At 44.9% G+C, this 12,382-nt stretch carries 14 protein-coding genes; 2 read left to right on the top strand and 12 right to left on the bottom strand.

The window, feature by feature from the left end; all coding sequences use genetic code 11:
* Nucleotides 1-74 precede the first annotated feature (74 nt).
* Complete coding sequence (locus EDC32_RS01350) at nt 75-1,481, bottom strand: helix-turn-helix domain-containing protein (RefSeq protein ID WP_054096157.1); 1,407 nt, start codon at nt 1,479-1,481, stop codon at nt 75-77.
* Nucleotides 1,482-1,727: 246 nt separating this feature from the next.
* Here EDC32_RS01350 and EDC32_RS01345 point away from each other — a divergent pair, with 246 nt between their 5' ends.
* The gene (locus EDC32_RS01345; RefSeq protein WP_132219718.1) at nt 1,728-1,940 is read left to right on the top strand and encodes a hypothetical protein; all 213 of its coding nucleotides are present in this window, start codon (nt 1,728-1,730) and stop codon (nt 1,938-1,940) included.
* Between the two features lies 1 nt (nt 1,941).
* The gene (locus EDC32_RS01340; RefSeq protein WP_132219717.1) at nt 1,942-2,277 is read left to right on the top strand and encodes a hypothetical protein; all 336 of its coding nucleotides are present in this window, start codon (nt 1,942-1,944) and stop codon (nt 2,275-2,277) included.
* Nucleotides 2,278-2,619: 342 nt separating this feature from the next.
* On the opposite strand, the gene EDC32_RS01335 is transcribed toward EDC32_RS01340, so the two are convergent.
* From EDC32_RS01335 to EDC32_RS01285, 11 genes are all read right to left on the bottom strand, one after another.
* Entirely contained in the window at nt 2,620-3,498 is an 879-nt protein-coding gene (locus EDC32_RS01335; protein WP_158283175.1) for a DUF4097 family beta strand repeat-containing protein, read from the bottom strand.
* Nucleotides 3,499-3,500: 2 nt separating this feature from the next.
* Nucleotides 3,501-4,055, bottom strand: coding sequence for a DUF1700 domain-containing protein (locus tag EDC32_RS01330; protein WP_132219715.1), 555 nt, complete (start codon nt 4,053-4,055; stop codon nt 3,501-3,503).
* Nucleotides 4,042-4,371, bottom strand: a complete 330-nt coding sequence (locus EDC32_RS01325) for a PadR family transcriptional regulator (protein WP_132219714.1) — start codon at nt 4,369-4,371, stop codon at nt 4,042-4,044. The genes EDC32_RS01330 and EDC32_RS01325 overlap by 14 nt, the downstream gene beginning before the upstream one ends.
* 275 nt (nt 4,372-4,646) lie before the next feature.
* Entirely contained in the window at nt 4,647-5,507 is an 861-nt protein-coding gene (locus EDC32_RS01320) for an ABC transporter permease subunit (RefSeq protein ID WP_132219713.1), read from the bottom strand.
* A complete protein-coding gene (locus tag EDC32_RS01315; protein ID WP_132219712.1) occupies nt 5,491-6,441 on the bottom strand; it encodes an ABC transporter ATP-binding protein in 951 nt (316 codons plus the stop codon). The genes EDC32_RS01320 and EDC32_RS01315 overlap by 17 nt, the downstream gene beginning before the upstream one ends.
* Before the next feature lie 184 nt (nt 6,442-6,625).
* A complete protein-coding gene (locus EDC32_RS01310) occupies nt 6,626-7,795 on the bottom strand; it encodes an anti-sigma factor family protein (RefSeq protein ID WP_132219711.1) in 1,170 nt (389 codons plus the stop codon).
* Nucleotides 7,792-8,334 carry an RNA polymerase sigma factor SigX gene (locus EDC32_RS01305; protein WP_132219710.1) on the bottom strand — a complete coding sequence of 181 codons (543 nt, stop codon included), beginning with the start codon at nt 8,332-8,334 and terminating at the stop codon, nt 7,792-7,794. The genes EDC32_RS01310 and EDC32_RS01305 overlap by 4 nt, the downstream gene beginning before the upstream one ends.
* A 227-nt stretch (nt 8,335-8,561) precedes the next feature.
* On the bottom strand, nt 8,562-9,506 hold the full coding sequence (locus EDC32_RS01300; protein WP_158283174.1) for a siderophore ABC transporter substrate-binding protein: 945 nt from the start codon (nt 9,504-9,506) through the stop codon (nt 8,562-8,564).
* A 12-nt stretch (nt 9,507-9,518) separates the two neighbouring features.
* Nucleotides 9,519-10,277 (bottom strand): iron ABC transporter ATP-binding protein, encoded by a 759-nt coding sequence (locus tag EDC32_RS01295; protein ID WP_132219709.1) that lies wholly within the window; start codon nt 10,275-10,277, stop codon nt 9,519-9,521.
* Entirely contained in the window at nt 10,271-11,221 is a 951-nt protein-coding gene (locus EDC32_RS01290) for an iron chelate uptake ABC transporter family permease subunit (protein ID WP_132219708.1), read from the bottom strand. Before EDC32_RS01290 ends, EDC32_RS01295 begins: the two co-directional genes overlap by 7 nt.
* Nucleotides 11,211-12,164: an ABC transporter permease gene (locus EDC32_RS01285; protein ID WP_132219707.1), complete on the bottom strand. Its 954-nt coding sequence runs from the start codon at nt 12,162-12,164 to the stop codon at nt 11,211-11,213. Before EDC32_RS01285 ends, EDC32_RS01290 begins: the two co-directional genes overlap by 11 nt.
* Nucleotides 12,165-12,382 lie beyond the last annotated feature (218 nt).

Below are 12,382 nucleotides of genomic sequence, written 5' to 3'. Positions count from 1 at the left end.
TACTTTAACCCTTGCAATATCAATATAAAAAGGGAATTCGGCAATTATCCGAACTCCCTTTTATTTAGAAATTTTTAATCTTCAATCGGCGGATCACTTAGATTAATTTTAGCTTTCATTTTCGTTTTACCTCCCCTTCTATTACGTAATGATAGCGCAGATTGTCGGAATTCGTCTATATATTTTTGATAAATAGAAAGATTATTTCTTTTAGCTATTTCCGTTATTTCTAATAAAATATCAAACTTCAGTACATCAAAAGAATGTTTTTCAGATAATTCTAGTGCTTCTTGGTAATTTTCTAATGCCTTCTCGTCTTCATTTTGCATTATCCAACAATCTGCTAAGGCAATTAGTGCTTTTGCTAAACGATAACTATCTTTATGTTCTTTGCCCCTTTTAACTGCCTCTTCTAGAGTAGACTGAGCGAGTTCGATCTGTTCTTGATCTAAGTATAGCAAACCTAATTGGGTGTAGGTGGTGATTGTGAGGTAATTTTCACTAATTTGTGGTTCCAATTTAAGTGCAGTTCTATAACATAGCTCTGCATTAGATATTTGACCAATACTGGCATAACTTTCTCCTAATGAAGTCCAAAGTTCAAAGCAACGGTCATATAAACCATTTAATCGAGCATCATGCAAATCCGCGAGTGCATATTCTATCGCTTCATCATACCTCTTTAGCTTGTTAAGCAATTCAATTCGGATCTGAGTGATATTCAATCGAGCTGATCCACTTTTTAATTGGTCTTTTTCGCTCCACAGTTCTTCAATTATCTTTAATGCTTCCCCATCTCGATTTTGTTTTTCTAATACAATAGCTTTGGTAATTTGTAAATGAGCGCGAATATGGGATCGAGCACCACCTTCGACAAACGAGTCCAATCCTTTTTGGATATAATAAAGAGCCCGATCCAAGTGGTTCATTCTGTTACATACACGCCCCAGCGCATTATAACTGGCAGCCTTGATGTTGGTCGGCAATAGTTCAGGATGAAGATCCACATATTTTACTGCGAGCTCATAATGTTCAAGTGCGTCATTCCATTCCTTTTTCCGTTCATAATATTTCCCTTTAAGATGGTAAGTGACGGCACGAGTCGGATCAAAAGTTGTGTCCTTGCTTCCATTTTCAATTTTCTTTTCCTCTTCAAACTCACGCAGTTGGGTGTACCCGCTTTCTCTATCCACGAGTAGAACGTGTTCAATCGCAATCAATCTCAGACCCGAATCAAGTTGATCTCTATACTTACGCACACGATAGTTTTCTAAATCGCTCACTTGCAGGCCGTAAAATCGACATAGCTTTTCTAACCGACTTGGTTCTGCTTGATAAGCTCCACGCTCAATATTAGAGATAATCCCTTGGTGCACACCAATTTCGGCCGAAAGTTCGAGCTGGCTTAATCCTCTCTCTTTTCTTGCGCTACGAAAAAACTCCCCCAGCTCCGTCGAAACAAAAATGCGATTTTTCCCCATTTCGTCTCTCCCTCATCAAATCTTTTTCCAAAAAAAATTTTGTGCATCATAGTTGGAATTTAACGGTGTTATATGAAAATCCTGCAACAAAAGGTTGGTCTATCTCCAATAAAATGAGCTTACTCACCATTTATTCATGATAATAAAACGCAATCGAAATAATCATTTATCCCTTCAAGGTTTTTGATTGACTCTTCTGAATATGCGAAGATGAGGACAAGAACAAGAGGCACATTTTGAGGGGGTATGACGGATTTGATCACCAGGCAGATCACCTTGGAACTCACAAACGAAACAAAAAGAGCACTTGTGAAATCACTTGAACAACAAATTCAACATGACAATGAAATCACCAATCATCATCACACCCTTTTATACACCCAATTGATTAATCAGATTAAATCACAGTGGAATGCATGGTTACCAACAGCAACAGAAGCATCCCAAAGGGCTGAGTAGCATGAACCGCATTGTTTCATATGAATATACCTTTTGGAGAAAAGATGGTCACAATCCCCAGGGAAAAACATTCACATTTTATACGGCACGCGGTTTGCAGTGGTCTTATATTTTGTTTTGCGAATGCTTGCGAAATTATCGTATCCCAATAAACCGCACTGAATTCCGCGTTGTAATGGTAAACGATGTCTTTTGGCTGTTAAGAGAAGGTTATTTTAACACGAATAAAAAGCTCATTTATCTACCATTTGAAGAAACTTGCCAACGCCTGTCAGATATCGGCATCCAACCAGATGTTCCTCCGTGGATCATCATGGATGACATAGAAACGGAGTGAAAGGAGGTGAAAGAGTATGGTGAAACGTTACAAAGGGGAGCCACCCCAAGCGTAAGCTTCTTATGTTTTAAAAACATTCAGGCATGTGTCACGACTGCTAATTAGACCAGGTTCGATCAATCACACCCATACAACCAACGCCCTGTCCGTTGCTCCACGCTTCGGGTGGGGCGTTTTATCCTGTGTGATCTCTTATGTGCTTATTCTTGATTCATTTTAAGTGGTCATCTCAGATGCGCAAAAAAACAACCCGCTTGTCAACAAAGCGGGTTAAACCATGGTTGGCAATGCTCTTGCTTGATGAAAGGGTCTTTCTATTCATGGCGGTGTGAGCATCAAGGGTCATTTTTGCAAAATGACATTGCCCGAATCTGTTTTCACATGCAACTGTGCGCTATTGTCAGATTGCTCCCCGATATAACCCTTCAATCCTGCATGGACTTCAACCAATTCTTTTTTGCCGCTCGTCACGGCAGTCACAGGAAAGTCGGTATCAATACTGCCCAAGTTGGTTGCCAAATCGACATACAGCGATTTTGGAAGCGATTGGAGTTGCACAGTCACATCACCGAGTTTGCTTTGAATGCGGTTATCCTTTTTGGCGTTGAGAAGCGGGCGAACTGTGATATCGCCACTGTCCGCTGTCACATCGACTGTCGCGTCGATCTGGCCTAACTCGATGTCGCCGAGATTGGAGCGGACGTTCAATTGGTCGCCATGGAAGCCAGAAAGCGAAATATCGCCTGATGCGGTATTTACGGTCATTGTTTTGGCCAACAATGCATGATTCCCATGGATATCGCCAAGGCGAGTCTTTACATACAGGGACTCATACATTTTTTCGGGAATGTAGACATTGAGCACAGGCGGCTCACTTATTTTTCCAAATGAGAAATCAAATAAGCGTTTCTCTCTTTGCTCCATGGTAACCGTGATTTTATGATTGCTTTCAGATACCTCAAACTTCACTTCATTCCTTTTCGGCACCTTGCCCGTCATTTCTGCCAACACTTCATCCTGCTTGTTGAGATGCAGGTTGATGTCCCCAACATTGGAGTTGATCTCGATCTGCGTAGCCTCTTTCGCATTAACTGTTTTATGCAAATTCACGTGTTTAACATCATCCAAAAAAAAGTTATATCCCAGGAAGAACACCATGCTAACTACTCCGATGATGCCAACAGCCATGGTGATCGCTCCGATACGAACGATTTTATTCATACTCATTTTTCCCCTTTGATTATTTTCAGGTTGGCTTGCAGATAACGGGTAAACCATCGAATCAATGCTTTGGAAACGCGATTCATGGCAGCATATAGCATCATCCCCGCGCCTGCCAGAATCAGTGTCACAAACAGGTTAAACATTGCTTTGGCTACCGAGCTTTCCCAGGCGAAAGCGGCAACCGCCACCAACGGCGTCAATACAAAAGCCCCCGACAAGACATACAACGAAAAAATGAAACCGACAACGGCAACAAAAGGCGTAAGCACCAAAATGAGATTAAACAGCCCCAATCCAAGCGAAGCGAACACTGCACGCGTCAGGCTGGGCAATGAATGATTGGCCTTCGCTTCTCCCAGATGGTAGTCGGCGGTAAACTCCTTCGCAATCGTTTTGGGATTGCCGAGCCTTTTGATCACTTCTTCATCCGTTCGGCCTTTTTCCTTAGCATGGCGGAAGTGCTCTTCATAATCAGAGATAATCTCTTCCCGTTCAGCCGCTGGAAGATCCTTTAGTTGGGCGCGGAGCTGGTTGATGAACTCATTCTTTTTCAAGTTGGAGCCCCTCCTCTATGATTTGGTCGACAGCACGGGAAAACATCTTCCACTCCTCAACCAATTCCTTCAAATAGTTATTGCCGGCCTCCGTCAGCTGATAATATTTGCGTGGAGGACCTTCTTGAGACTCGACCAAATAAGTAGTGAAGTACCCTTCTTTGGTCAACCGTCTCAGGAGCGGATAAATGGTTCCTTCCGCAATCATGAATTTCTCGGAGATCCGGTCTACCAATTCATATCCATACCGGTCTTTACTGGAAGTAAGCACCATCACGCACAACGTGAGGACTCCCTTTTTAAATTGCACATTCACATGATCACCCAACTTCCCCGAGGTATTAATTAATAACAGGTACTGATCTATGACTAGATTGTATCATCAGCTATTAATCAATGCAAGGTACTATATAAAATTTTACCCCAACTTATTCTCCTTGCTACAACAGCCGACAGGCCCGCTTATCAGCTAAACCCGTCGGCTGATGCAGTCTGCGCAGGTGGCGCAGTACTTTTTGATTACGATGCAAATGTTCCTCTGTACATTACGATATCAACGCTGGATGGCATCAGCGCAACAGCCCTTGGGTTTCAGATGTCCCTGGCCGCGAACGTGCGAATCGCCAAACCTAAAGCGATGAGGCCATATAAGCAAGCGTAAATGATCATCAAAGCATTGGGCACAGACATGCTGCCCAACAGTCCTTGGGAAACAAAGGAAATCGGATTATCCGCAGAGTCAAACAGGCAGACCATCATTTTGCGGAACACAGAGTCCAAGGGAAAGATCAAGCTAATCACAATGCCGGTGTCAATCAACACCTGTTTTTTCAGCACAGCACCAAATTGCTCAATAAACCCGCCGATCATGCTGATGATATACAACATGATCATGATGATGCCACTGTTCAGCGTCGATATCCGCGCACTAAACGCCAGCGAAACGGCCGTTAAGAACAGAACTTGCAGAAGAAACAATCCGGATGCCTGCATGAGTTGGCCAAAGTCCAAAACGACGCGCAATTGTCCTCCAAACCATTGATTGATGAGCAGGACGCCGGCAAATAAAAACGCGGCGAACAGCAGAAGAATGCCACCCAATCCGATCAGTTTCCCCAACACAAATGCATGGCGAGGAAGAGCACGGCACAAGACCGATTCAATCTGGCGGCTCTCTATTTCCCTGGATAAGCTGCCTACACTACTGAAAATCGCAAGCAAGGATGTGATAAACGCGGCAAAATACAACCCCATGCCCAAAAATTGCGTCGCGAAAAAATTGTTTGCCAACACATTCTGGATGTTTCCCATTCCTGAAGACGCCATTTCTTTCCCCGCATAATGCGTTCCAATGCCATAAAAACAAAGAAAGGCTAAAGACATCAAAAAGATCACAATAAAAATGCATTTATACAAGATTTCCTTTACCGTTATTTTAGCGATTGTCCACATGTTCCGCGCCTTCTTTCTTGTTAATCCAATACATGAAAATCTCTTCGAGGTTTTGTTGTTTCGGGGTGACTTGATACACATCTATTTGCCGGGAAGTTAAGGTCGAGACAAGAGCCGGGATCTGGGAGGGCTCAGACAGGGTTAACAGCCACGCACTTTTGCCATCCCAGCGGCTTAACCGTTTCCACCCGGTAACCAGGTCAGACAAAGAGGCCCACCACTCGTCCTCTACATCGGAGATCGTTACTTCCACCTGCGCCTGCACGGTACGAAGCTCCCGCCAATCTCCTTGGACAACCAACCGCCCTTTGTTGATGATGGCAACATGGTCACACACATTCTCCACTTCGCTCAACAAGTGGCTATTTAAAAAGACCGTTTTCCCCTCTGCCCTGAGATCGCTGATCAACTCGCGCACCTCTTTGCGGCCGATGGGATCGAGCGCCGAGGTTGGTTCATCCAGAAACACAAGCGCCGGGTCGGAAACCAGGGCACATGCCAAACCGATCCGCTGTTGCATGCCTTTGGAATAACCACGAATCTTCTCCTCTCCACGTTGATGAAGACCTACCCGTTCCAACAAGTGATGGATTCTCGCTTTTTGTTCGGTGCGCGGCACCTTGCACAAGTCGGCATGGAATTTCAGCAGTTGCATTCCGGTCATCCAATCCGGATAACGAAACAACTCCGGTAAATATCCGACTTGCTGCCGGGATGCGACAGATGAAATGGGATGTCCCATTATCGAAGCTGTCCCGCTGGTCGGCCGGATCAATCCCAACAAGGTGCGCACAAATGTACTTTTCCCCGCTCCGTTCGGCCCCAGAAACCCATACACCACGCCACGCGGCACCTGAAGAGTGATCTCGCGGCAACCTTTGTCGCCAGCATATAACTTGGTCAAATCCTGGGTTTTAATTACATAATCGCTCATGAGCATTCTTCCTCCTGAAACAGCAAGCAGAGCCACCCCATATTCGGAGTCACTCTGCCAGCCTGCGTTCATAAATTCGTGTATATCTACTGGGCTTCCATATTCTTTTCCCATTCATTACACACGTAACAAAGCACTCATCGGGAAAAGGCGTTATTCACCAACGTGATGACCCAGACATACCCTAGTTCATTTGTTGCGCAAGTCGCACCAATTGTTGGGAATCGCCATTAGTTTGATAATTGGTTAAGACACGGAGCTTTCCGTCTTTTTCCCAGAACACGGAGCTTCCCATTTGATCCGATTGTACCATACCATTGGCACCATTGATTTTCACTTCTTTGATTTTCCCTCCTCTATCAAAGACGGGAACAGGTAGCGTACTATCAAAATCATTAATATCGATCAACTGTTTTTTGATGTTTTCAGGAAGGAAGGGAAGCGAAAGCAACGCTTGACGCAATTCCGCAAGATCGACGCCTTTGTCCGCTCTCAGATTCACCGGGTCGATCTCCGTAAATTCGAAATACACACCACGCTCATCTTTGAGCTGCATCTGCACTTGCTTGGGCACGTCCAGCGAAAATACTTTTCCATTCAGCTTCGCGTCGAGGCTGACACCTGTTTTTAATTGGCGCAACATCTTATTCACTGCATCGGTGTTCAGTTTTAAATTCACCGTGACAGGCTGTTGCACGCTCACTTCAATCACTGTATAGCCTTTAGGCAGGCTTGGTACGGCATGGCCCACTTTCATCGCTTGCTCCGCCGTTTGATAAGTTTGGTTTTGCCCTTGTTTGGCATCCGTATCCGTCCACACTTTTCCTAGCCCTTTCAAATCCAGCGTGCCAGTCTTCCGTTCATCAAGCCAGCTAGCCATTTCGCTCAAATCGTCTTCCGTCACCTTGACGAACTCCACCTGCTTCACGCGGAAAATGGATAAGAATTCACTGGCAGCCGCTTGCACTTGTGGAATGCTGAAGCTTCCCACGATGATACCTGCTGCGGCAATACCGGAAATCCACCGTTTTGTCCCTTGTTTCATGTTTTTCCATCCCCATTTCATTTTTTTGTGTGTTCGTGTTGTGTACGGCGACGGCTTCTTCGCCCCTGATTCTTGCAGATGGCGGTTGAACCGTCCCCAAGCCTGATCAGTTTGGATCAGCGGTTGGGATGGAAGCACAAAGCTTCCCTCCAAGCGAAGCCGCACCCAATCATCCAACGTTTTCATTTCTTTCAGCAATGCTTGACACTGCCGACAATGCTCCAGATGGACGGCGATCTCTTTCCGCTCTTTGCGTGAGATCTCTCCATCCAGATAAGCTTGCAATCGCCCTTCATCCAAGCATTTCATTCCCCATCCCCCCTCACTTGTTGAAACAACTTGCGAAATCTGCTCTTCGCCCGAGACAAAAGGGTTCCTACATACCCTTTTTTTATTTGCATCACCTGTGCTAACTCTTCATAACTAAAGCCGGCGTACTTCATCAGCAAAAGGGTTCGCTCCCGATCATCCATCTGAAGCAGCGCGCGGCGAACCATCACCACATCTTCCCGACTCAACCATTCGCTTTCTGTTGAAGGAAACGAATCGAGCAAATAAAGCGATTCCTTTTTCACCCGAGCCAGGTGCCTTTTTTCTGAGCGCAAATGATTATACGTGGCATGGATCGTTGCTTTGGCCAACCAAGCAGGGATATTCTCAATCACGGTACGGTCGGTATGATAAAATTGGACAAACACCTCTTGGGCGATATCCTCAGCGATCGATGTCGACGGCAGGATTCGCATCACTTGCCGCACCACAAAAGGATAATAAGTCCGAAACAATTCTTCAAATTCGTTATGATCTTCCAGGGTTTGGTCCGTTTCTGAAGGAGATGGCTTTCCCATAGTTGGAACCTCCTTTCTACCGCCTTCATTTTATAGAAACCACCAAGCAATTTTTTATGACACCTTAGCCCAATCATTTTTCCCAACCCCTCTGAACCGATATCACGCCTACCTTCTTTTAAAAATCCACTTGTCTCCACCCAAACCTTAACCAGAGACCACCCTTTGCTACGAACAGCATAAAAAATCCTCCTTGTCGCCAAGGAGGATAGTAAGGATATGGGTCATCACTTCAGACCTTGCTCTATTTCCCGTACCATCTCAGCGACAGAGGCGAGCCCCCCGCCGGAGAGATACCAATAGTTCGGATCTAGGTAGACGATGTGACCTTCTTTAAACGCAGTCGTCTTTTTCACCAATTCATTTTCAATCACTTGTTTCGCACCGGATTGTCCACCTACGACCGCACTCCGGTCAATGACGAATAGATAGTCCGGATTTTTGTCCACGATATATTCAAAAGAAATGCTTTGTCCATGTGTTGAGGCCTTAATGTTGCTGTCCACCGGTTTCACTCCGAACACATCATGGATGAGCCCAAAGCGGGAACCTGGACCATATGCACTCACTTTGCCTTCATTGGCCAACACGATCAAGGCCTTCTTGTCGCTGACGCTAGCCTTTTTATTCAGATTCTCAATCGCGCGATCAATGTTATCAAGTTCTTGCTTCACAACAGCTTCTTTGCCAAAAATCTTGCCAAGGGTATCCATATTCTCTTTGAATGAATCCATGTAGCGAGTGGAGTCCACTCCCAGATAAATCGTTGGCGCAATCTCGGAGAACTCCTTGTACGACTCCGCTTGTCTTGCGGAAATCACAATCAGATCAGGAGCAATTGCGTTGATTTTTTCAAAATCGGGTTCCTTCAAGCCACCCACATTTTCAACTTTGGCGTCTTTGAATTTTGCCAGGTAAGATGGCAAATTGTTTTTCGGGGCACCGGCTACTTCGATCCCCAGCTTATCCAGCGAATCCAGCACCCCAAAATCAAATACGACCACTTTTTGTGGGTTTTTCTTCACTTTTGTTACTCCCAATTGATGCTTGATGGTCAATGTCTCTTGCGCCGTTGCGGATGAATTCCCTTTGCCGCTGGTGCTGTTTGCATTGCATGCCGTTGCCATCAAGGCTAACGCCAATGCGAGAAAAATTGCGCATAATTTTTTCATCACTATCACCTCTTATGAAAAATAAATACAGATTTTGTCCTGATTGATGGTCTCCACTTGAATGTCCAGATCATAAATCCCTTTCAAGACGGCGGGATCAATGATCTCATCAACAGGACCTTCTCTGATCACCTTGCCATCCTTCAAGGCCACAATATAGTCGGAGTAGCAGGACGCAAAATTGATATCGTGTATCACGATGATCACGGTTTTGCCCAGCTCGTCTGCCAACTTCCTCAACACTTTCATAATTTGCACTGAATGCCGCATATCCAGGTTGTTGAGCGGCTCATCCAACAAGATATACTCCGTATTCTGGGCGATGATCATGGCGATGTACGCCCGTTGCCTCTGCCCTCCGCTGAGCTGATCCAAGTACTTGTCTTGGATGTCTTCCAACTCCATATACTTGATCGCGTCATCTACATGCTTCCAGTCTTCTTCTGTCAAATTCCCTTGCGAATAAGGGAAACGCCCGAACGAAACGAGTTCCTTGATCGTCAACCGGATATTGATATGGTTGGATTGCTTGAGAATAGACACTTTTTTGGCCAGTTCATTGCTTTTCCATTCGCCGATTTCTTTCCCGTCAATCAGGATCTCCCCGGCGTCTTTGCTGATCAGGCGACTCATCATGGACAAGACGGTGCTTTTGCCCGCGCCATTGGGGCCGATGAATGAAGTGATTTTCCCTTTGGCAATGTTTAACGTTACCTGATCGACCACATATTTGTTACCATATCGTTTGCTAATTCCCCGCACTTCTACCATGCTCTGTTCTCCTTTAATAGAAGATAGAAAAAGTAACTGCCCCCGATAAAATTGATGATCACGCTCAACGTCGTCGAAAACGTAAACACTCTTTCTACAATCAGTTGTCCTCCAACCAAAGCAATCACACTGATCAACATCGAGCCAGCAATCAGATATGTATGGCGATACGTTCTCAAAAACTCATGGGCGAGATTGGCCACCAGCAATCCCAGAAAGGTGATTGGCCCTACCAGCGCCGTTGAGATGGAAACCAGCACAGCAACCAACACCAACAATCTTTTCACGATGAAATCATAATCCACCCCAAGGTTAACCGCCTGTTCTTTGCCCAGTGACAACACATCCAAATATTTGAGGTACCTTGAAGCATAGATAGAAATGAGCACCAAGGCGACAAAAGTGATGATGAGCAGATCGGTATGGATGTTGTTGAAGCTGGCAAACATTTTGTCTTGTACGATCAAGAACTCGTTTGGGTCGATCAACACCTGCATAAATGATGACAGGCTGTTGAACAATGTGCCAAATATCAACCCGACCAAAAGCAAAAAGTAGATCGTTTGCCCTTCTCTTTTGAAAAGGATTTTGTAGAACACCCCCATAAACAAAATCATGAGACCCACAGATAAAAGAAAATTGATTTGCTTATTGGCAATGGTCAGGTTGGCGGAGCCAAACGTAAAAATAATGACGGTTTGAATCAACATGTAAAGCGAATCCAATCCCAATACGCTTGGGGTCAAGATCCGGTTGTTGGTAATGGTTTGAAACACCACCGTTGCAAATGCGATAGAGGCCCCCGTCAACATGATGGCCAAGACCTTATATATTCTTCTCGGTAGAATATAATCCCAATTGCCACCAGCATTGAGAAATAAGAACATGGCGATCAACATAGCTGAAACAATGGCCAGAACCCCGATCTTCGCTTTATGATGCATATTTCTTGCTCCTCATCAGTAAATAAAGGAAAATTGCGCTACCAATCACCCCGACGGTCAGACCGATGGAAATTTCATACGGGTAAATGATGACCCGGCCCAGAATATCGCAAAACAGCACAAACACGGCACCCAGCAAAGCGGTGTGGGAAAGGTTTTTTTTCAGATGGTCTCCTTGGTAGATGCTGACGATATTGGGGATGATCAGCCCTAAAAAAGGAATCATGCCCGCAGTAAGCACAACCACACTAGTAACGAGGGCGACGATGATCAAGCCGATGTTTACGATCTGTTTGTAGTTCAACCCCAGATTGATGGAAAATTCCTCCCCCATGCCGGCCACAGTAAATTTGTTCGCAAAGGCATAGGCGATCACCAACAGCGGGACACTCACATAGATCAGCTCGTACTGCCCCTTGATGACCAACGAAAAATCTCCTTGTAGCCATGAAGAGATGTTCTGGATCAAATCATACTTATACGCGAAAAACGTGGTAACGGAACTGACGATATTCCCAAACATCAAGCCTACAAGCGGAATGAAGATGGTGTCTTTAAATTTGATTCTCTCCAGTATTTTCATGAACACCCATGTTCCAACCAAGGCGAATCCAAAGGCCACCAACATTTTTTGCAAAGGGCTGTCTGAGGCGAACAGCATCATAGACACCAAAATCCCCATCCTTGCGGCATCCATCGTTCCAGCAGTCGTCGGCGACACAAATTTGTTTCTGCTTAATTGTTGCATGATCAAACCGGCGATGCTCATGCTCACCCCAGCAATGATGATACTGGCCAAACGCGGCAACCGGCTGATCAGCAATATTTGCGTTGCCTCTTCGTCTAAGCGGAACAGAACCAACGGATTTACATCTTTGACGCCGATGAATACGGAGCAGAACGACAACACAATCAACGCTGCGATCAAATATCTTTTTTTCATTCTTGGGCATACTTCCTTACAACATTTTTTGCGAAAGAGAATCATTATCAATAACTAGCCAAAAAAAATAACTTTCTGGTTCAAGTTAGATGAAGCATTCAACAATTAAGATGATAGTGGTAATCATTATCATTTGTCAACCTGATTTTCCGGATACTAACAAGTTCTCCTCACATAACCTGGAAAAGGGTGGTTCATTCCCCTTTGTTTTCTCTAAC

The organism is Laceyella sacchari, from assembly GCF_004343255.1.
In the GTDB taxonomy this organism is placed as follows: Bacteria; Bacillota; Bacilli; order Thermoactinomycetales; family Thermoactinomycetaceae; genus Laceyella; species Laceyella sacchari.
The sequence above is the reverse complement of the archived record's forward strand: the minus strand, read 5'-3'. Positions and strand labels throughout refer to the sequence as shown.